Consider the following 21,047-nt stretch of genomic DNA (forward strand, 5'->3'; position numbering starts at 1 on the left):
GCCTTTCCTAGCGCATCGAAAGGCCGCTGTGAAGCATTCAGCAGCCATCGAAGGCGCGGGCGTTATCCATCAGCATGTCGCCGATGAAATCATACATGGCCCGGATGCGGGCGCTGCGCCGCAGTTCCGAGTGGGCGACAAGCCACAGGTCCATCGAGGCCACAACATAGCCATCGAACAGGCGAATGAGGTTCGGGTCGTCCGCGGCTGTCAGGCAGGATACTGCCCCGATGCCATATCCTTCACGCACGGCGGTGGTGAGGGCGGCAAAACTGTTGGACCGGAAAGCCGCATCGCGGGGCCCGGGCAGCGCATGGCGGATCTTGGCTTTCGAGGCCGCGAGGATCTCGTCATGCGGCAGCACCACGTCATGGTCCCGCAGTTCGGCCAGTCGCTCCGGCTTGCCGCGCCGGTCGATATAGTCCTGACTGGCGTAATAGCCGTAATTCATTGTCACCGTGCGCTTGGCAATCAGGTCGCCTTGAGTGGGCTGGAACATGCGAAGCGCGATGTCAGCCTCACGGCGCAGGAGATCAGCCGCGCTGTTCGCCACGCTGATATCCACCGTGATGCTGGGATAAAGATCATGGAAGGGGCGCAGCTTCCTTACCAGCCAGTTGGAGCCGACAAGCTCGGCCGCTGACACCACCACGCTGCCCTTCAGCGCGTCGCCCTGACCGGTGATCATGCGTTCGATCGCATAGATATCGTCCTGCATGTGGCGGGCGCGGTCGATGATGCTTTCGGCAAGTGCGGTCACCTCGAGCCCGTTCCGGGTGCGCAGGAACAGCTCCACCCCCATGCCTTCTTCAAGCGCGATCAGGCGGCGCGACAGGGTCGGCTGGCTGACCCCCAGCTTGCGCGAGGCGGCGGAAAGGCTGCCGGCTTCCGCCATGGCGAGGAAATATTTGAGATCGTCCCAGTTGATCATCGGATGGCTCCGTCTTCGAATATTCAATATCGAATACATTACATGCAATATTAGCTGAATGCCATACGCATTCGAATGGTGTAGAAAACTCCTCAAGGCGGCATCAGACCGCAGCCCGAGAATGACAGCCTGCCTGGGGCATCCAGGCAAACCCGGCCCTGAAAGCGGGGCCAGCAGCGAGGAGTAGTAAGATGATCAAGTATGTGAACAAGAAGATGGCAAGTCTGGCCGGTGCGGCCCTGATCGTTGCCACGATGGGACTTGGTGGCGCCGCCAATGCGCAGACCTTCTATGGATATAACGACCCCAACCTGAAGGCCGGCATGGAAGCGATCACCGAAGGAAACCTGGAAACGGCGTCCGAATATCTGGCCAAGGCGGCCCGGTCGATCAATGGCGGTGAACGCCAGCAGATTGCCTATAGCAACCTCTGCGCGGTTGACTTGGCCCTTGGCCGGCTCGATAGCGCCAAGGATGCCTGCGATACGGCGATCCGCTTTGACAAACGCGACTGGCGGGCTTTCGTGAACCGCGGCCACCTCAATCGCCTCTCTGGCGACACGGACGCCGCGCTTGCCGATTACCGCCGTGCCGCGAAACTGAATCCGGAAAGTGAACTGGCGGGCCGTGTGCTTGCCCGGATGGAAACATCCCTCCAGAGCAAACAGCTCGCCAGCAACGACTGACCGGCCGTGATGCCGGACACGTCTTCCCCGACCCCGGCATTTCTTCAGGCGGGTGGCAAGCTCCCTTTGCCACCCGCCACTTTATTGCCGATTGGCGGCAGCCCCCGGATTTGCTAGACTGCAGGCGTCCGCTCAAAAGAACAAACATCGCCTTTTCGTCAGCCGGCCAGCAGGCCCGGCCACGGGTTTGCTGCGCGCATTTCCAATCAAGGAGAGCGGCCACATGCCCGGCCGCCGGGACGGAGGTTCAAATGACAAAAGGCAAAGAGGTTGGCCCGCGGGTGGTGGCACTCGTGGGCCCCAGTGCGAGCGGCAAGACAACGCTCCTCGAAAATCTGCTGTTCATGTCCGGAACAACCCGCCGCCAGGCCAATGGCGAGCGGGTTTTTGGTGACGACGGGCCGGATGCCCGTGAGCTCGGTATCGGGACCGAACTCAATATTGCCGCCATGCGCTGGATGGATGATGATTATGTCTTTCTCGATTGCCCCGGCTCGGTCGAGTTCGCACAGGAAGCCCGCTATGCGGTGCACGGCGCCGACCTCGCCATCGTGGTGGCGGAGCCCGAGCCCGAGAAGATCCTGATCCTCGGGCCGCTTCTTCATATGCTTGAGGAAGAAGGCATCCCGCACATGCTGTTCATCAACAAGATCGACCGGGCGGCCGGCAGCGTGCATGACCTTGCCGCCGCCCTTGATCGGGTCAGTGCCGTGCCCGCTGTGCTGCGGCATGTGCCGATCCGCGAAAACGGTGCGGTGACCGGTTTTGTCGATCTCGCCGCCGAGCGCGCGTGGGAGTATAGGAGCAACGACCGCAGCCGCCCCATCGACATGCCAACAAGCATCGCCGAGCAGGTGAAGGACGACCGCTTCCACATGCTGGAAACGATCGCCGACTTCCATGACGAGCTGATGGAAGAGCTGCTCGAAGACGTGAAGCCGCCTTCAGCCGAGGTTTATGCCGATCTTTCGGCCGATCTGTCCGAAGGGCGGATCATGCCGGTGATGATGGGCAGCGGCCTGATGAGCCATGGCCTGAAACGCCTGATGAAGGCGGTCCGGCACGAAGCGCCGGGCTTCAAGCCTGCCCGTGCGCGTTTGGCCGCGGGGCCTTCGGTGCCGCTCAGTGCCTATGTGATGAAGACGCGTATCCTGCCGCACATGGGCCGTATGTCCATCTCCCGCGTGATCGACGGGCCGATCAGGGACGGAGACATGATCGGCGAGCATCGCGTTTCCGGGCTTTACCGGATGGTCGGCGCGGAATTCATGAAGGTGTCCGGTGTGGAAGCCGGCGATGTGGCAGCGCTCCAGCGGCTGGAAGGTGTCACCACAGGCCAGACGCTTGGCCGGCCGGCGGTGGCAGGCCCGGAAAGGCTGCAGCCGGTTTACGCGATGGCAATTTCCGTCAGCGACCGCAAGGAAGAGGCGAAGATGTCGGAATCCCTCGCCAAGCTGATCGCCGAAGACCCGGCCCTTGCGCTTGAAAACCTGCAGGACACGGGCGAGCTCGTGCTTTCCGGCCAAGGGGAAATCCACATGCGGGCGGCGCGCATCCGCCTGAAGGAGCGTTTCGGGATCGATGTGGCGATGGCCATGCCGCAGGTGCCCTACAAGGAAACCATCCGTTCGAGCACCACGCACCATGCCCGCTACAAGAAGCAGACGGGTGGCCATGGCCAGTTCGGCGATGTGGTGATCGAGGTGCGCCCGCAGGCACCGGGCACCGGCTTTGCCTTTGACGAGAAGATCACCGGCGGCGCCATCCCGCGCCAATATATATCGAGCGTGGAGGCTGGTGTGCGCGAAAGCCTTGTGCATGGCCCGCTTGGTTTCCCGGTCGTCGATGTTTTGGTGACGCTGACGGACGGCTCGTTCCACACGGTCGACAGTTCGGATATGGCCTTCAAGATGGCGGGGCGCATGGCTATCTCGCAGGCCTTACCGACCTGCCAGCCGGTGCTGCTGGAACCCATCGAGAAGGTCACCGTCTTCGTGCCGTCAGACTATACGGCCAAGGTGACAAGCCTTGTGTCCTCCCGCCGTGGGCAAATCCTGAATTTCGATGCGCGTCCCGGCTGGCCGGGGTGGGATCAGGTGGATGCCCATATCCCGAAGGCCGACATGCAAGACCTGATCATCGAGCTGCGGTCCCTGACGCAGGGCTCCGGCACGTTCCGGCATGGCTTCGATCACCTGACCGAACTGACGGGCAAGCTGAAGGACAAGGTGTTGAGCGCGGCGAAGGAGCGTACCGCGCACTAGGTGCGGCGAATGATCTGGCGGATCAGGTGGCGGGCCGGGTGTATCCGGGCGATCTGGTCCGCCGGCAGGGGCAGCGGGTCGCCACCAATCATCGCGGCCAGATAGCGCGCGGCAAGGGGGCCATACTGGAAGCCCTTGGACCCGAGGCCCGTCAGGAGAAACAGTCCCGGCTGCAACGGCGCGGGGCCAAGCGCCGTTGTGTTCGCATCATGGGCGAGCGGCGCAAACTGCCGTTCCATGGCAGCCCAGTCGGGCACCGGTCCGGCGTAGGGCATATGGTCCGGCACGGTGGCGCGTAGGCCGGTCCATGAGCGCGTATTGGTGCCTGCGTCAACCGGCAGCCCAGCCTCGGCGGCGGTTTGCAATATAGCGGTGCGGTCGGCATCGCGCGGCGGTGCTGCCTCTCGCGCGTCGGCATCCAGCCGTTCGAACGATGACCCGAGCGTCCGTTCACCGCCAATCGCGGCAGTCAGGTAGCCGCCGAAGGTGAGGCTGTGTGCTGGCGCACCCTTCAATACTTCATCCGCAACAATCTCGATCTGGCCGCGATTGGGGCGCAGGTCGAGCGCGTGCGCGCCAAGGATATCGCCGCTCGCGGGGCCGGCGGCCACGACGATTGTTTCGGCCTCGGTGATGACACTGCCGTCCGTACCGATCAGGTGCCAGCCGGTGGCGGTCCGCTCCAGACATTCGACTTTTGCCTCAATGCGGGAAACGCCGTCGGTAAGGCGGGCGAGCAGGGATATGGCATCCACGCTGCCTCCCTCGGTGAACGTCAGGCCACCAGCTTCATTGATGCTGATCCGGTCGTGACCCCAGTTGAGGTGCGCCTGAAGGGTGGCTAGCCGGTCTTTGGCGGCTGCGTCGGTTGGCAGCAGTTCGGTGCCGCGCACCTTTGCCATGCAGGCGATGATATCCGGGTCGCTGACGGCTGCGAGGAAGGCGGCGGCCATGAAGCGCGAAGCGGGGCTGTCCTCAAGCGGCAGTTTGGGGGCGATGATGGCGGCGGGCAGGGCAGAGGCAGCAGGTGTGGCGGGGTCGGTAACCAGCGTCACATCACGGCCACGCGCTTTCAGATCGCGGGCGAGGAAGGCCCCGGCGACACCGCCCCCGATGATGGTGATCCGGCTGTCGCGCCGCGCGGCGGGCAGGCTCACCCATTCGGGGACTTGCACTTCCGATGGCGTCAGTGGTGCTGGTGCGATGGCGGTGCCAAGCAAACGGTCACGCTTGCGGCCGTATCCCTTGCCTTTGATCACCTCAAACCCGCGTGCCTGCAAGGCCCGCTTCACCACGCCTGCGGCGGTGAAGGTGGCGAAGCGGGTGCCGGGGTGCGAAAGTCGCGCGATCTGGTCGATCACCGCGTCCGACCACATAGCGGGGTTCTTGGCAGGCGCGAAGCCATCCAGGAACCATGCGTCCACATCGGCCTGCAGGGCCTGAAAGCTTGGCACCACATCGCCGAACAGCAGCAGAAGGCGCAGGCGGCCACCTTCGAACCGGCGTTCGTGGAAGCCGGGGGCAGGCGCAGGCCATGCCTCGATCAGGTGCGGTGACAGGTCTGCGATTTCCGGGAAAGTCCGGTGCGCCTCCGCAAGGGCGCGGCGCGACAGGGGATAGCCTTCCACCGAGATGAAGGTGAGGTCGCAGGGGCGTCCCGCCGCAATCCAGGCCTTCCATGTGGCAAGAAAATTGAGCCCAGTGCCGAAGCCCGTTTCGGCGATCACGAACCGGTCGCGCCCGGTCCATGCTTCGGGCAGGCCCGTGCCGCCCAGAAACACATAATCGGTTTCGGCCAGGCCATCGTCCGCCGAATAATAGACATCATCGAATCCGGGCGCGACCGGCGCCTTGCCGCGCCAGCTGATCGCATCGTCCGCGATGGGGGACAGGGTTTGTCCACCATTGGATGTGTTCTTTTCAATCATGGGGCCTTCTTAACGGTTCGCCGGGCTGCTGTCTCCGCCTTTTGTTTGACCGGAATGGTGTTACGATCTAAGGAAACCGCGCAATCGAGGGGGATTCTCATGATTTATGCACTGGACGGGGTTCGGCCCCGGTTCGAGGACGACAGCGTCTGGGTGGCACCCAATGCTGCCGTCATCGGCAATGTCTGGCTCGGCAAGGACGCCAGCGTCTGGTTCGGGGTGACCGTACGCGGCGACACCGAGGAAATCCGCATCGGCGAAGGCACCAATGTGCAGGATGGGTCGGTACTGCATGCCGACCCCGGCAAGCCGCTTGTCATCGGCAAGGGCGTGACGGTTGGTCACAAGGTGATGCTGCATGGCTGCGAGATCGGCGACGATACTTTGATCGGTATGGGTGCGACGATTTTGAACGGCGCCCGAATCGGGGCAGGGTCGATTGTTGGCGCCGGCGCGCTGATCACGGAAGGAAAAGAGTTCCCCGAAGGCTCGCTTATAATTGGTGCACCTGCACGCGTAGCGCGTACGCTCGGCGAGGCAGAACGCAAGATGCTCCAGCTTTCTTCGCTACATTATGTTGAAAATGCTCGCAGATTTTCACAGAGTCTTGAAGAAGCCGACGCTGAAATACTTGCAGACGGCACCGTTTCCGGTTGAATATCGCCAAACGGGCGGCTGGCAGGTCGAAAAAGAATTATGGTGTCCATGAACCAGGACTTGATCAGTATTGAAGAGCTTCAGCAGGTTAACCTCGCTGGCCGGGTCGAGATCGCCCAGAAGGTCGGGCACCTTATTGCCAAGCGGCACGACTATCCCGACTATGAAGCTGCACTCGAACTGGCCCGGCTGCTGGTTGAGGATCTGGCGATTTCCGTGCGGGAAGCTCTTTCGAAGGAACTGCGCCACTGCAGCTTTCTGCCGCGCGATATCATGTGCAAGATTGCCAAGGATATCGAACAGGTTTCCACACCCTTCCTGATTGCCAGCAAGGCGCTGGATGAGAAGGCGCTCGAAGCCCTGATCCGCGACGGCAGCGATGGCACGCACAGCGCCATCGCCCAGCGCAGCGAACTGCCGGAAATGATCGCCTTCGCCCTTTGCTCGCTGGCTGGCGTCCGCGCCCTTGAAAAACTTGCTGACAACGAGACCGCGACGATGTCGGAGCGGTCCTTCAATACGGCGATCGACCGTTTCCCTGAAGAACGTACCCTGATGGAAAAGCTGGCGGCGCGTGCTGATCTGCCGGTTTCCCTCGTTGAACGGCTGATTTCGAAGGTTTCAAGTTCATACGGCGAATATCTGACCGACAAGTTCAGCCTGGCGTCCGATTATTCTTCCTACCTCATCTCGATGGCCAACCGTCAGGTCTTTACCAAGGCGCTGGATAGTGCCCCGACGACCGAGATCGAAAATTACCTGCGGCAGCTGAAGGCAGTGGGCGGCATCACGTCCGACATTCTTCTCAACTATCTGCAGAATGCGAACCTCCGCCTCTTTATCGCGGCGGTAGCGGTATTGATCGATGCGTCGCCTGCAGCGCTGCACAAACGGCTTACCGAGGGCGAGGAGCCGAGCAAGGTGCTGGCACGCGTGCTCGAAAGCGCCGGTTTCTCGCGCGCCGTCATCCGCGTCCTTCTGATCGCATACGAACGCCACCAGTAGTTCTGATGCACGTTTCCGGTGTGTGGCAAAAGCGCGCTTTTGCCCGAAATGTGTTTTATTTCAAGGTGAACCCGGATACATTGAGACCAGCGAACAGGGGAAGTTCGAAATGGTTTCTATCGGTGTCAGGGGGGGCGGTTATGGCCCCTCGCGCTGTCTTCAATGTGATGCCCGGCTGCGGCAGCTTTGCGCTGGTCTGCCCGATGAATTCATGCCTGCGCTCAACGCCATTTCGACATCACTGAAAGTCTCCAAGGGCGAAACCCTCTTTCTGGAAGGGGATGATGCTCGCCATGCCTTCAATGTGGTCAATGGCCACCTGCGGCTCGCGCGTGTCGGTATCGATGGGCGCCGGCAGGTGATGGGTTTTGTCTCGACCGGGGATTTCGTTGGCCACACCCGCAAGGAAGCCTACACGATTTCCGCCGAGGCACTGACGGACGTTACCGTTTGCCGGTTTGACCGGGGTGCCTTTGAAGACCTGCTTGTCCGGTTCCCGATGTTCGAGCGCGAATTCCACAAGCTGACTGCCGGCATGCTGGATGACATGCAGGATCAGCTTTTCACCCTCGGTCGCAAGAATGCGCTGGAACGGGTGGCATCCTTCCTTCTGGCCTTTGTCGAGCGTCAGGAGGAAATCCAGTGCAGCGGCCACGAACTGTGGCTGCCGATGACCCGCGCCGACATTGCCGATTTCCTGGGCCTCACGCTGGAAACCGTGTCGCGTGCTTTTTCCCGCCTCAAGAATGATGGCATCCTGGAAATCGAGCAGGCCCACACGATCCGCATCCTCGACCGCGAAGGCCTGACCGATCTGGCCTCGGGCGATGCCGAAACCGTCTGAGCGGTTTTCCTTCTGAATTTCTGTACCAAAATAGAACATGTTTCATTTTGAAACACAATTGCTGCGCAGCATCTGTTTCAAAACGGGATGTCTATTTGTTGAAAATATCTAACATACTGAAATTAAACGATTAAATTTCATGGCACGGGGTATGCAGAGTATCTCGTGTCTGGCGGTTTTTGCCTGAGATCGCAGAGACATCTGTTTCGAGTATGGCGTCCGGTGCCTTGCCTGAGTATCGGACGCCGATAACTAATCGGCGGACGGGGTAACCTGTCCGCCTATTTCTTTTTCAGGGCCTCGCAATCTTGATTGACTTGCCTTTATCCGCGGTCCGGCTAGGGTTGGCGCCCGTTCATTGTTCCGGAGCCTTTATGGCCGCAAAGCTTATCCATGACAGCCGTTTTTTCTCCGGCTTCCTGCATCATACGGGCAATCTGTTCTTGCGCCTTACCGGCTGGAAAAAAGTCGGCGAAGTGCCCGATATTCCAAAATTCGTGGCGATTGCGGCCCCGCACACCAGTAACTGGGACTTCCCGGTCTTCATGGCCGTTGTTGGTGCCTTTCGTGTGCGGGCGCGTTTCTTTGGCAAACACACACTTTTCGAGGGGCCGTTTGGCTGGCTTTTCTATTGGCTTGGCGGAGTGCCGGTTGAACGCGATACACGCGCAGCTGCCGATATGGTCGAGGGTGCGGTGAAGGCTTTCGCGGCCAATGATGATTTCATCCTCGGCATCGCGCCGGAAGGCACACGGTCGAAAGTCGACCGCTGGAAAACCGGTTTTTACCGTATCGCGGTGGCGGCCGATGTGCCAATCCTGATGGCCTATCTGGATGCCTCGAAGAAGGAAGTGGGGCTCGGGCCGCTCTTTTACCCGACCGGCAACATGGAAGCCGACATGGCAGCGATCCATGCCTTCTATGCCGACAAACAGGGCATTAACCCCGCCAATCAATAGGGGATCAGTACGCCCGGATTGAGGATGCCCTTGGGGTCGAGCGCGCGTTTGATGGCGCGCATGGCTTCCAGCTCTGCTGCGGGCTTCAGTCGGCCAAGCTCTCCGCGCTTCAGGGTCCCGATGCCATGCTCGGCCGAGATCGAGCCACCCATTGAGACGACCAGGTCGTGGACGGCGGCATTCATCGCTTCCCATTCCTTCAGGAAGACTTTGCCGTCACCCCCCTTCGGCACCGACACATTGAAATGAATGTTGCCGTCGCCGACATGCCCGAAAGCGATGACGCGGGCGCCGGGCCAGCGGGCTTCGATGAGCGCGGTGCCGTCCTTTAAAAAAGCGGGCACGCTCGTCACTGGTACGGCGATATCGTGCTTGATGCTGGCGCCTTCATGTTTCTGGGCCTCAGAAAGGCTTTCGCGCAGTTTCCAGAGGGCTTCCCGTTCTGTCAGTGACTGGGCGAGGGTGCCGTCGGTGACGGTGCCATCCGCCATCCGGGCTTCAAGCCACGTCATGATTGCGGTTTCAAGAGCTGCATCTTCGCCCGTTGTGGCGGCTTCGATCAGCAGATACCAGGGCGAGGGGCTGGATAGCGGGTCACGCGCGCCGGGGATATGGGCAAGCACGAGGCCGAGGCCTGCTGCGGAGACAATCTCGGCTGCCGAAACCCGCCCGCCTGTTACATCCTTCAGCGTTGAAAGCGCGGTGAGCGCGGCAGCAGGCGAGGGCACTGCAAGCCACAGCGTGTGGCGGACCCGTTCGGGCTCCGCGAGGCGCAAGGTCGCCCTGGTGACAATGCCAAGCGTGCCTTCGGCGCCGATCAGCAGCTGCTTCAGGTCATAGCCCGTATTGTTTTTCGGCAGGCCGTCGAGGTCGCGGATGATGGTGCCGGCGGGCAACACGGCTTCAACCCCCGCCACCAGCCGCCTCATGGTGCCGTAGCGGATGACATGCACGCCGCCCGCATTGGTGCTGATGGTGCCACCGACCGTGCAGCTGCCTTCAGACGCCAGCGATAGCGGGAACAGCCTGTCCTTCGCGGCGGCTGCGGCCTGCACGCTGGCGATGGTGGCGCCAGCTTCTGCCGTCAGCAGATAACTTTCAGGCTCGACCGACAGGATGCGGTCCATCTTCTTCAGCGACAGGAGGATTTCCTCACGCCCTTCAAGGCCCGGAATACCGCCGCCGACAAGCCCCGTGTTGCCACCTTGCGGCACCACCCTGATGGTGTGTTCGTTGGCATAGGCGAGGATCGCCGCGACGCTTTCGGTGTCCTTCGGCGTCAGCATCAGGGGAGTGGCGCCCATGAATTTGTCGCGCCATTCGGTGATGTGCGGGGCGATGGTATCGGCGTCAGTGGTACCGCCGCCCGCACCGGCGCGGGCGATCAGGGCTTCGATATGGGCGGGGGCGAGCGTCATTGTGTCAGGCCTCGCTGTCGCGCGGTGCGGCGGCGCGGCGCAGGCGGTCGTTGATTGCGATGCCTATACCTGCTTCGGGGATCGGGGCCACGGCAATGGTGCCGACGCCCGCTTCATCCGCCTGCCGCAGGTAGGTGAAGAGCATCCGGGCTGCTTCCTCGAGGTCACCCTTGGGGCTCAGCGAGAAATCACCCTTCACGGTGCCGAAGCCGATGAGGATTTCGCCGTCATGTTTCGTTGTCGCGTTCAGGCGGACATGGGCGTTCGGCGCATAATGGCTGACAAGCTGGCCGGGGGCGGTGATGCGGCTGTCGTCGCGGTCAAGCACAGCAAGGCCGGTGGCGGCCGTCAGGTCGTCAGCGACCACGCTGCCGGGGCGGAGGAGGCGCAGGGCACCGTCTTCCACGCCCACAATCGTTGATTCGATCCCCACGCGCGCCGGGCCGCCATCAAGGATCAGGGGGATGCGGTCACCCAGCCCGGCTTGCACATCCTTTGCAGTCGTAGGCGACAGCTTGCCGGACGGGTTGGCGCTGGGGGCGGCGAGCGGCCGGTCGAGCGCTTCGATCAGCTGCCGGGTCGGCTCAAGGGCAGGGCAGCGTACGGCGAGGGTATCGAGCCCGGCGGTAACGGCGGCTGCAATCGGCACGTCCTCGCGGCGTGGCAATACAAGCGTCAGCGGGCCGGGCCAGAAACGCTCCATCAGGGTGCGTGCGGCGGGCGACACGGTCACATAGCGCGCGGCCATCTCGGGCGAGGCCACATGGCTGATCAGCGGATTGTGCGCGGGACGCCCCTTGGCGGCATAGATGGCGGCAACGGCTGCCGGATTGGTGGCGTCTGCCGCAAGGCCATAAACGGTTTCTGTCGGGATCGCGACAAGACCACCGGCACGCAGGATTTTCACCGCGCGCGCCCGGGCGCCAGCGTCATCAATCGTTTCGATATCGGCTATTGTGTTGCCCATGCCCAATACCTATCCTGTCCACCGCAAATAACAAAGAACTTCCAAGGGACATACCAGAAACCGGCGGCTTAGCGGCCAGTCGGCTGATTGTACAGATCAATTTTGAGGAACGGACTATCATGAGCGACTATCGCGCCCCTTTGGAAGAAATCACCTTTGCCCTTGAAACCGTCGGCGGCCTCCGCGACTGGGATAGCCTGCCGGGCTTCGAGGAGGCGGGTGAGGATATCGCCCTCGCCGTGCTTGAGGAATGCGGCAAGATGGCGGGCGAAGTGATCGCCCCCACCAACCGCACCGGCGATATCGAAGGCGCGAAACTGACGGACGACGGCGTCGTCACGCCTGCTGCATTCAAAGCGGTGTTTGATGCCTACCGCGAAGGCGGCTGGAACACGCTGGCAAGCGATCCGGCTTTCGGCGGACAGGGCCTGCCGGCCACACTGGCGATTGCTGTTACCGAAATGATCACGTCGGCCAACATGGCCTTTTCTCTGTGTCCTCTGCTCACCGCCGGTGCCATTGAGGCCATCGCTGCGCACGGCAGCGAAGAGATCAAGGCGAAATATCTGCCGAAGATGGTCTCTTTCGAATGGACCGGCGCCATGAACCTGACCGAGCCCTCGGCGGGGTCGGACGTGGGCGCGCTGAAGGCCAAGGCCGAGAAACAGGCGGATGGCACCTACCTCATCAAGGGCCAGAAGATTTTCATCACCTGGGGTGACCATGACCAGGCCGAGAATGTGGTGCATCTGGTGCTCGCCCGCCTGCCGGGTGCGCCTGAAGGCACGCGCGGCATCAGCATGTTCCTCGTGCCCAAATATATGGTGGGTGAGGATGGCTCGCTGGGGGCGCGCAACGATGTGCGGGTGGTCAGCCTTGAGCATAAGCTCGGTATTCATTCCAGCCCTACCTGCGTGATGTCCTTCGGTGATAACGATGCCTGCATCGGCTATATCGTTGGCGAGGAAAACAAGGGGATGCGCAACATGTTCACGATGATGAACCATGCGCGCATCGGGGTTGGGCTTGAAGGTGTTTCGGTGGCCGAACGTGCCTACCAGCATGCCGTGGCCTACGCGCGGGACCGTGTCCAGTCGGCGGCAATCGGCGCCAAGTCGCGCGACAGTGTGACGATCATCCATCATCCGGACGTGCGCCGGCTGCTGCTTACCTCCCGTGCGCTCACGGAAGCCGCTCGTGCGATCATCTACCGGAACGTCTGGGCGCTGGACCGTGCCCATCATTCCGGGGATGTGGAGGTACGGCGGCTGGCGCAGGGCGAAGCTGACCTCCTGACGCCCATTTCCAAGGCATGGTCCACCGATATCGGCGTCGAGGTTTCGTCGCTTGCCTTGCAGGTGTTCGGTGGCATGGGCTTCATCGAGGAAACGGGGGCCGCGCAATTCTACCGCGACAGCCGGATCGCCCCGATTTACGAAGGCACCAACGGCATTCAGGCGCTTGACCTTGTCGGTCGCAAGCTCAATGCCGATGGCGGCGAGCACTGGCATGCGTTGATCGCCGAAATGCGTACGTTCGTCGGCGGACTGGACCGCGCCATGGCGGGTTCCAAAACCACGCTTGGCGAAGGCGTTGATGCGCTGGCGAACGCGGCCGAAACCCTGTTCGCGAACGGCTTTGAAGGCATTGTCGATACCGCCGGTGCGGCGACCCCGTACCTGAAACTTTTCGGGACCGTGCTTGGCGGGTATCTCCTTGCCCGGCAGGCCGTGGCGGCGGAACGCCGGCTGGCGTCGGGTGACGGCAATCCTGGCTTCCTGCAAGCCAAGATCACCACGGCCACTTTCTTCATCGAGCAGCTTCTGCCGCCCGCCATCGCGCTCCTCGGCCCCATCAAGGCCGGTGCAACGCAACTGATGGCGATGGACGAAGCCGATTTCGCGCGGGGCTGACCAGTGAGCACACAGAAGAACGATGTGGAATCGGCGGACGTCGCCGACCACCAGAAAGAACGGCTCGAGACCCACGCCGGGCTCGTTTATCCGCATGGCGACGCGGTGCCGGAAGGCGCCAGTGTGATCGAAGTGGCGAAAGGTGTCCTCTGGGCGCGTATCCCGCTGCCGTGGTCGCTTGATCATATCAATGTCTATCTTTTCGACGAGGGCGACCATTGGGCGCTTGTCGATACCGGATCGAACGGCAAGCGCGGCATTGCGGCGTGGGAAGCGATCGAGGCCGAGGTGCTGGGTGACAAGCCCCTGAAGCGCATTATCGCGACCCATATGCACCCGGATCATCTGGGCCTTGCCGGCTGGCTGGTGGAGCGTCACGGCGCCAGCTTCGAAATGACGATGAGCGAATATCTGATGGCTTCTGCCCTGTGGCTTGGCGGATATGAGCCGATCAGTGATTGGGACGTTGAATATCTGTTCCGCATGGGGGTCAGTCGCCAGTTCGAGCCGATGATCCGCGGCGCGGGTAACGACAATTTCAAAAAGGGCGTGGCAGCCCTGCCGCGCGCCTACAAACGCCTGCAGGAAGGCATGCTGATCACCCTCGGCGGCCGGCGCTGGCAGGTGGTGATCGGCCGTGGCCATTCGCCCGAGCATGCCTGCCTGTACTGCCTTGACGAGCCGCTTTTCATCTCGGGCGATCAGGTGCTCGCCAACATCACCTCGAACGTTTCGGTCTATCCGCGCGAGCCCGAAGGCAACCCGCTTGCCCTGTGGTTGACAAGCCTGGACCGGATGAAGGGCCTGCCGGGCAATCCGCTGGTGCTGCCGTCGCATGGCCGTGTTTTCTATGGCCTCACTGCCCGGCTCGGGGAATTGATCGACAGCCATATGGGCAAGCTCGACCGGCTGATGGCCGGTATGGATGGCAGTGTGAAGGCGGTCGAGATCTTGCCGCTCTTGTTCCGCCGCCAGCTCACGGGTGTGGATTTCTTCATGGCGCTTGGCGAGGCGGTCGCGCACCTCAATCTGATGGTGGAAGCGGGCTTCATCAAACGCTCGTTCGACGGGCGGCATAACCGCTATGAAGTGGTAAAACCCTTCGATCCTGCCGCACTCAATGACTGGATGGTCGCCGAGCCGGGTGTGGCCCTGCCGCCACTCCTTGTCGAAACCGGGGCTTGATTAACGCTTTAGCCTTTGCATGCCCCCGCCGCGATTGCCTATATAGGGCAAAAGGCGGGCAAGCATGACCCGCAAGCCGATCTGGAGGGAGGGTTCATGAGCGACACCGACAAGACAGCCGAGATTGCAGCCCTTTCGTTCGAGGAGGCGATGGCCGCACTTGAACAGGTGGTGGCGCGGCTGGAATCGGGCCAGGTGTCGCTTGAAGACTCGATCGACCTTTACACCCGCGGAACCGCCCTGAAGGCGCACTGCGAAGCCAAGCTGAAGGGCGCGCAGGCCCGGATCGAAAAGATCACGCTCGATGAAAACGGCCGTGCGGCGGGGACAGCCCCGTTCGACGCCGACTGAGGCAAAGCGATGCAAGCTGCCTTGCAGGAAGCCCTGACCGCCACCTCGCATGCGGTGGAACGCGTGCTGGAGCCCATTCTCGCTGTTCCGCCGGGGAGCGAGGCGCGGGTCGTGGAAGCCATGCGCTATGCGGTCTTCTCGGGCGGCAAGCGGCTGAGGCCTTTCCTCGTGCTTGCCAGTGCCAATCTCTTTGATGTCGACCGCAAGCAGGCCCTGCGCGTGGCCGCGGCTATCGAATGTGTGCATTGCTACAGCCTTGTGCATGATGACCTGCCGGCGATGGATGATGACGACCTGCGCCGTGGCAAGCCGACGCTTCACAAGGCCTTTGATGAAGCAACAGCAATCCTTGCCGGCGATGCGCTTCTGACGCTTGCCTTTGAAATTCTGGCGTCCGAAGAAACCCACGGCGACCCGATGATCCGGCTGGAGCTTATCAAGTCGCTCGCCCATGCGTCTGGCCATCAGGGCATGGTTGGCGGCCAGATGATCGATATTCGTGCGGGCGAGGGCGGCAGCATGGATGAAGCCGCCGTTTGCCGCCTGCAACAGATGAAAACCGGGGCGCTGATCAGCTTCTCGGCTGAGGCCGGCGCCATCATGGGGCATGCCGGCAAGAAGGCCCGTCACAGCCTGCAGGGCTATGCCCGCGATCTGGGGCTCGCCTTCCAGATTGCCGACGACCTTCTGGACGTGGAAGGCACACCCGAAGAAACCGGCAAGGCAACCGGCAAGGATGCAGATGCGGGCAAGGCCACGCTCGTCAGCCTGATGGGGGTGGAACGTGCGCGGCGGCAGGCCGGGCTGCTGGCCGACCAAGCAATTGCCCACCTTGCGGAATTTGACGAACGCGCCTCGCTTTTGCGTGCCGTTGCACATTTTGCTATAAACCGGCGTACATAGGGCTTGCCCTGTCCGGTACCATTTTGGCCGTGACATTGCCGCAAAGCTCAGGCAAACCGTTGCCGCCTGACCAATATTGTAGGAACCCGACTTGACCGTGCGACCTGAAACACCGCTCCTCGACCGGATCAACACGCCCAAGGATCTTCGCGATGTGAAACGCGATGACCTGCAGCGCGTGGCCGATGAACTCCGGGCCGAGATGATCAGCGCTGTATCGGTTACGGGCGGCCATTTTGGCGCGGGGCTTGGCGTTGTCGAGCTGACCGTGGCCTTGCATTATGTGTTCAACACGCCCGAAGACCGACTGATCTGGGATGTGGGCCATCAGGCCTATCCGCACAAGATCCTGACCGGGCGGCGGGACCGTATCCGGTCAATCCGCCAGGGCGGCGGCCTGTCGCCGTTCACCAAGCGGTCTGAAAGCGAATATGACCCGTTCGGCGCGGGGCACAGCTCCACCTCGATCAGTGCGGCCCTCGGCATGGCGGTCGCCAACAAGCTGGCGGACAAGCCGGGCAAAGCCATTGCGGTGATCGGCGACGGTGCCATGAGCGCGGGCATGGCATACGAAGCCATGAACAATGCCTATGAAGCCGGCAACCGGCTGATCGTGATCCTGAACGACAATGACATGTCGATTGCGCCGGCGGTGGGCTCCATGAGCGCCTATCTCGCCCGTATCCTGTCGTCCCGTTCGTTCCTGTCGTTCCGCGAGTTTGGCAAGAAGCTGATTGCGAAGCTGCCGAAGCCGCTTGCGGTGACAGCACGCCGGGCCGAGGAATATGCGCGTGGCATCGCCACCGGCGGCACGCTTTTCGATGAGCTGGGCTTCTATTATGTCGGCCCTATCGACGGTCATAATATGGAGCATCTGCTGCCGGTTCTGGAAAACGTGCGCGACGCGGATGAAGGCCCGATCCTTGTTCATGTGGTCACCGAAAAGGGCCGGGGTCACCCGTTTGAAGCCGCGCATGTCGAGAAATATCACGCTGTGCCGCAGTTCGATGTGGTGACGGGCGAACAGAAGAAATCCGCGCCCAAGGCGCCGAGTTATACGAATGTGTTTGCCAAGGCGCTGATCGCGGCTGCCGAAAAGGACGACAAGATCGTTGCCATCACGGCAGCGATGCCTTCGGGCACTGGCCTCGACAAATTTGCGGCGCAGTTCCCGGACCGCTCCTTCGATGTCGGGATTGCCGAACAGCATGCCGTGACGTTCGCGGCAGGCCTTGCAACGGAAGGCTACAAGCCTTTCTGCGCCATCTATTCGACCTTCCTGCAGCGCGCCTATGATCAGGTCGTGCATGATGCGGCTGTCCAGAAGCTGCCGGTACGTTTCATGATCGACCGTGCCGGGCTTGTGGGCGCTGACGGCCCCACCCACGCAGGCAGCTTCGACGTTGGCTTCCTGACGAACCTGCCGGGCATGGTGGTGATGGCGGCAGCCGACGAAGCCGAGCTTGTGAATATGGTGGCAACCGCCGCAACTATCGACGACCGCCCCTCGGCCGTGCGCTATCCGCGCGGCGAAGGTGTTGGTGTGGCGCTGCCCGAAGTACCGGAAATCCTCGAGATCGGCAAAGGCCGCATTGTGCGGGAGGGGTCGAAGATTGCGATCCTGTCGCTTGGCACCCGCCTTGCCGAAGCGCTGAAGGCCGCTGACGAGCTTGAAGCGCGCGGCCTTTCCACAACGGTCGCCGACGCCCGCTTTGCCAAGCCGCTTGACCATGCGCTGATCCGCGATCTGGCGGCGAGCCATGACCTCCTGATCACCATCGAGGAAGGCTCCATCGGCGGCTTCGGTGCGCATGTGATGGATTTCCTCGCGGAAGAAGGCATTCTCGACGGCAACCTGAAGGTCCGCGCCATGAAGCTGCCGGACACCTTCCAGGATCATGACAAGCCCGAGACCATGTATGCCGACGCCGGCCTTGATGCCGCCGGTATCGTCTCGACCGTCCTGAAGGCCATGGGGCGCAACGATCTCGGCCAGTCTGCCGCCGAGGCGGCTTCGGCCTGAGCCATGGCGAAAGAACGGGCTGACGTTGCGCTCGTCAACCGCGGCCTCGTCGAAAGCAGGGCGCGGGCGCAGGCGCTGATCATGGCGGGCGTCGTTTTTTCCGGCGAAGTGAAAATCCAGAAAGCCGGCCAGCCGATTGCCGAAGACCAGCCCTTGGAGGTTCGCGGGCGCGACCATGAATGGGTCAGCCGCGGCGGGCTGAAGCTTGAAAAAGGCCTGTCGCATTTCGGTGTCGACCCGACCGGCTGGACCGTGATCGATGTGGGTTCGTCAACCGGCGGCTTTACCGATGTGGCGCTATCGAAGGGCGCTGCCAAGGTTTACGCGGTGGATGTAGGCCGCGGGCAGCTGGCGTGGAAGCTGCGCACCGACGACCGTGTCGTCGTGATGGAACAGACCAACGCCCGTTACCTGACGGACGAGCATATCCCTGAACCTGTTGACATGGTGGTGTGTGACGCCAGCTTCATCAGCCTGAAAACCGTGCTGCCGGCAGCCCTCGGTTTTGTGCGCGAGGGCGGCGCCCTGATAGCACTCATCAAGCCGCAATTCGAGGTCGGCAAGGATAACGTCGGCAAGGGCGGCGTGGTGCGCGACCCGGCCCTGCATCAGGCCGTGTGCGAGGATATCGCCGCGTGGCTTGGCGACCTGCCGGGCTGGCGCGTTGTCGGCATCACCGAGAGCCCGATCAAGGGGCCGGAAGGCAATGTGGAATTCCTGATCCACGGGATCAAAGACAATGGCTGACGATCTTCTCACCTTGACGATTCGGGAGGTTGGCGCACAGGGCGACGGGATCGCCGACGGGCCGGACGGCCTTGTCTATATCCCCTATGCCGCTGCCGGTGACGTGCTGAAGGCGCGGATTACCGAACGGCAAAAGTCCGGCGCTTTCGCCGAGATCGCCGAGATGATCACGCCGTCGCCCGCCCGCATGGCGCCGCCATGCCAGCATTTCACCAAATGCGGTGGCTGCCAGCTGCAATTCATGAGCGGCGAGGATTACCGCGCCTGGGTGAAAAACCGGGTGGCCTCCGCCATGGGGCATCACGGCTTCGATCCCGGTGTCGTGCGCGATCCGGTCATCACACCGCCTGCCAGCCGCCGCCGGGTGGCGCTGAAGGCCCGCCGTACCGTGCAGGGTGTGGTGCTGGGCTTCAACGAGCGGCAGAGCCATACGATTGTCGATCTGAAAGCCTGCCCGGTAACGCGGGCCGAGCTGACCATTCTTTTCGAGCCGCTCCGGCATCTGCTCGGCAACCTGCTGCCGCAAGGCATGCACGCCGTGCTGCACCTGACCCTGACGGCAAGCGGGGTCGATCTCGTGATCGAGGCGACGAAGGAACTGAGCCTTGCCGACCGCGAGGCGCTGGTCAGCTTTGCCGATACCTATGATCTTGCCGCCGTTCACTGGCAGGATGGCGGTTTCCTTGATCCCGTTGCGATCCGCCGCGAACCGGTGATGCAGCTGGGTGCGGCACGCGTTGCCTTGCCGCCGGCGGCGTTCATTCAGGCGTCGGACGAAGGCGAGGCAGCCCTTGTGGCGGCTGTGAAAGAAGGTGTGGCTGGTGCGAAGCGCGTGGCCGACCTTTTCTGCGGTATCGGCACCTTCAGCTTCCCGCTCGCTGAAAGCGCGCAGGTGCTGGCGGTGGAAGGGGCCAAGGGGGCGCTTGACGCGCTGTCTGCCGCCGCCACACAGGCAACCGGCCTGAAACAGATTGTCACCCGCCACCGCGACCTTTACCGGCGCCCGATCACAGGGGCGGAGCTCAAGGGCTTCGACGCCGTAGTGTTCGATCCGCCGCGCGCCGGTGCCAAGGAGCAGGCGGCAGCCCTCGTGGCATCCGACATTCCGGTGATTGTCGGGGTTTCGTGCAACCCCAACACCTTCGCGCGGGATGCGCGGCTTTTGGTGGATGGGGGCTACAGCCTGACAAGCGTCCTGCCGGTTGACCAGTTCCTATGGTCGTCCCATGTCGAGATCGTGGCGACTTTCCGCAAGGGCTGAGGTGACCTGATCCAGAAACACACCGGTGGCAGACGCGGTTTCATCGGCGCGTTCTTCCATCGGCAAATGGCCGGTTTCGGGGTAGATGATCACCCCGCTGCCGCTGATCTTCTCGTTCAGCAGCGTGGCGGTCTCAACCGGGATCAGATTGTCTTCTTCCCCCCACAGGATCAGCGTCGGCATCTCCAGCCGCTCCACAGGCAGGCTTTTGCCCATGTTGGCAGCATACCAGGCGAAGCGCAGGCCTGTGGCTTCCCGGTTGCCGGGATAGCGCGCGAGATCCCAGTAGCGCTCCACCATTTCGGTCGTCACAAACCCGGGGTCGTAGACCGATTTGAGAAGCCCTTCACGCACCAGCGATTTGGGCGTCAGATTCTGCATCACCACCTGCGCCCATGGCTTGGCGGCGAGTTCAAACGCAAGCGGCCGGTCGGTCTTCCGCGCGCCGGGCGGCGGGGCGACACCGGCGCTGTCGACCAGCACAAGGGCGCTGACCTTTTCCGGATGCTGCAGGGCATAGGTGATGGCGACGGCGCCGCCCATGCTGTTGCCGGCGATGGCGGCCTTGTTGACGCCAAGCCGCACGAGCAGCGCATCCACCGCGTCCGCCATGCCGCTGTAGGTATAATCCCGGGTGAGGGTAGCGCCAGTCAGGCCATGCCCCGGCAGGTCAAGTGTGATGATCCGGTAGCGGTCCTTCAGGCGCGCGACCCATGGCTCCCACGTGTGCAGGGAGCTGTTGGAGCCGTGCAGCAGCACGAGGGCCGGCGCCTCATACGATCCCTGATCGCGGTAATGCATGCGGATACCGCCATCCAGCGATACGAACTGCGAGGGCGGGGCGCCGTACCGGGTTGTCATTTCGGCGGGGTCGCTATTCGGTGCCCATGCCCATGCGAGGAACCAGACGATGGCACCGGCAAGTGCAATCAGGATCAGGCTGCCTGTGAATTTCAGAAACTTTCCCATACCGCTCCCCCTGCCTTTTCGCCACCAAGTCTAGCC

Annotated in this window: 18 protein-coding genes; 13 read left to right on the top strand and 5 right to left on the bottom strand. The window is 62.3% G+C overall.

Annotated features, from left to right (window positions below):
- Positions 1-37: 37 nt before the first annotated feature.
- Positions 38-931, bottom strand: a complete 894-nt coding sequence (locus PH603_RS08720) for a LysR family transcriptional regulator (protein ID WP_289501907.1) — start codon at positions 929-931, stop codon at positions 38-40.
- A 191-nt stretch (positions 932-1,122) separates the two neighbouring features.
- On the opposite strand from PH603_RS08720, the gene PH603_RS08725 reads away from it, so the two are divergent.
- Together PH603_RS08725 and PH603_RS08730 are read left to right on the top strand one after the other, a co-directional pair.
- Positions 1,123-1,617, top strand: coding sequence for a hypothetical protein (locus tag PH603_RS08725; protein ID WP_289501909.1), 495 nt, complete (start codon positions 1,123-1,125; stop codon positions 1,615-1,617).
- Positions 1,618-1,868: 251 nt separating this feature from the next.
- Entirely contained in the window at positions 1,869-3,881 is a 2,013-nt protein-coding gene (locus PH603_RS08730; protein ID WP_289501911.1) for an elongation factor G, read from the top strand.
- Here PH603_RS08730 and mnmC read toward each other — a convergent pair.
- Positions 3,878-5,809, bottom strand: coding sequence for a bifunctional tRNA (5-methylaminomethyl-2-thiouridine)(34)-methyltransferase MnmC2/FAD-dependent 5-carboxymethylaminomethyl-2-thiouridine(34) oxidoreductase MnmC1 (mnmC, locus tag PH603_RS08735; protein ID WP_289501912.1), 1,932 nt, complete (start codon positions 5,807-5,809; stop codon positions 3,878-3,880). The genes PH603_RS08730 and mnmC overlap by 4 nt on opposite strands.
- Positions 5,810-5,908: 99 nt before the next feature.
- Here mnmC and PH603_RS08740 point away from each other — a divergent pair, with 99 nt between their 5' ends.
- From PH603_RS08740 to PH603_RS08755, 4 genes are all read left to right on the top strand, one after another.
- Positions 5,909-6,466 carry a gamma carbonic anhydrase family protein gene (locus PH603_RS08740; protein ID WP_289501913.1) on the top strand — a complete coding sequence of 186 codons (558 nt, stop codon included), beginning with the start codon at positions 5,909-5,911 and terminating at the stop codon, positions 6,464-6,466.
- Between the two features lie 60 nt (positions 6,467-6,526).
- Positions 6,527-7,471: a DUF2336 domain-containing protein gene (locus PH603_RS08745; protein WP_289501915.1), complete on the top strand. Its 945-nt coding sequence runs from the start codon at positions 6,527-6,529 to the stop codon at positions 7,469-7,471.
- Positions 7,472-7,682: 211 nt separating this feature from the next.
- Positions 7,683-8,315 carry a Crp/Fnr family transcriptional regulator gene (locus PH603_RS08750; RefSeq protein ID WP_289501917.1) on the top strand — a complete coding sequence of 211 codons (633 nt, stop codon included), beginning with the start codon at positions 7,683-7,685 and terminating at the stop codon, positions 8,313-8,315.
- Between the two features lie 374 nt (positions 8,316-8,689).
- On the top strand, positions 8,690-9,274 hold the full coding sequence (locus tag PH603_RS08755) for a lysophospholipid acyltransferase family protein (protein WP_289501919.1): 585 nt from the start codon (positions 8,690-8,692) through the stop codon (positions 9,272-9,274).
- Here PH603_RS08755 and PH603_RS08760 read toward each other — a convergent pair.
- Complete coding sequence (locus PH603_RS08760) at positions 9,268-10,692, bottom strand: FAD-binding oxidoreductase (protein WP_289501920.1); 1,425 nt, start codon at positions 10,690-10,692, stop codon at positions 9,268-9,270. The genes PH603_RS08755 and PH603_RS08760 overlap by 7 nt on opposite strands.
- Before the next feature lie 4 nt (positions 10,693-10,696).
- A complete protein-coding gene (locus PH603_RS08765; protein WP_289501922.1) occupies positions 10,697-11,659 on the bottom strand; it encodes an L-threonylcarbamoyladenylate synthase in 963 nt (320 codons plus the stop codon).
- A 119-nt stretch (positions 11,660-11,778) separates the two neighbouring features.
- Between PH603_RS08765 and PH603_RS08770 the strand changes: the two genes are divergently transcribed.
- From PH603_RS08770 to rlmD, 7 genes are all read left to right on the top strand, one after another.
- Entirely contained in the window at positions 11,779-13,572 is a 1,794-nt protein-coding gene (locus PH603_RS08770; RefSeq protein WP_289501924.1) for an acyl-CoA dehydrogenase, read from the top strand.
- A gap of 3 nt (positions 13,573-13,575) precedes the next feature.
- Positions 13,576-14,757 carry an MBL fold metallo-hydrolase gene (locus PH603_RS08775; RefSeq protein ID WP_289501926.1) on the top strand — a complete coding sequence of 394 codons (1,182 nt, stop codon included), beginning with the start codon at positions 13,576-13,578 and terminating at the stop codon, positions 14,755-14,757.
- Positions 14,758-14,853: 96 nt separating this feature from the next.
- Positions 14,854-15,108: an exodeoxyribonuclease VII small subunit gene (locus tag PH603_RS08780; protein WP_289501928.1), complete on the top strand. Its 255-nt coding sequence runs from the start codon at positions 14,854-14,856 to the stop codon at positions 15,106-15,108.
- 9 nt (positions 15,109-15,117) lie between these two features.
- Positions 15,118-16,011, top strand: a complete 894-nt coding sequence (locus tag PH603_RS08785; protein ID WP_289501930.1) for a polyprenyl synthetase family protein — start codon at positions 15,118-15,120, stop codon at positions 16,009-16,011.
- Between the two features lie 91 nt (positions 16,012-16,102).
- Positions 16,103-18,034 carry a 1-deoxy-D-xylulose-5-phosphate synthase gene (gene dxs, locus PH603_RS08790; protein ID WP_353507346.1) on the top strand — a complete coding sequence of 644 codons (1,932 nt, stop codon included), beginning with the start codon at positions 16,103-16,105 and terminating at the stop codon, positions 18,032-18,034.
- A 3-nt stretch (positions 18,035-18,037) separates the two neighbouring features.
- Positions 18,038-18,781 (top strand): TlyA family RNA methyltransferase, encoded by a 744-nt coding sequence (locus PH603_RS08795; protein WP_289501932.1) that lies wholly within the window; start codon positions 18,038-18,040, stop codon positions 18,779-18,781.
- Entirely contained in the window at positions 18,774-20,042 is a 1,269-nt protein-coding gene (gene rlmD, locus PH603_RS08800; protein ID WP_289501934.1) for a 23S rRNA (uracil(1939)-C(5))-methyltransferase RlmD, read from the top strand. The genes PH603_RS08795 and rlmD overlap by 8 nt, the downstream gene beginning before the upstream one ends.
- Here the strand turns inward: rlmD and PH603_RS08805 are convergent.
- Entirely contained in the window at positions 19,995-21,011 is a 1,017-nt protein-coding gene (locus PH603_RS08805) for an alpha/beta fold hydrolase (RefSeq protein WP_289501936.1), read from the bottom strand. The two genes, rlmD and PH603_RS08805, sit on opposite strands and share 48 nt — an antisense overlap.
- Between the last annotated feature and the right edge of the window lie 36 nt (positions 21,012-21,047).

Source organism: Gimibacter soli, assembly GCF_028463845.1.
In the GTDB taxonomy this organism is placed as follows: domain Bacteria; phylum Pseudomonadota; class Alphaproteobacteria; order Sphingomonadales; family Kordiimonadaceae; genus Gimibacter; species Gimibacter soli.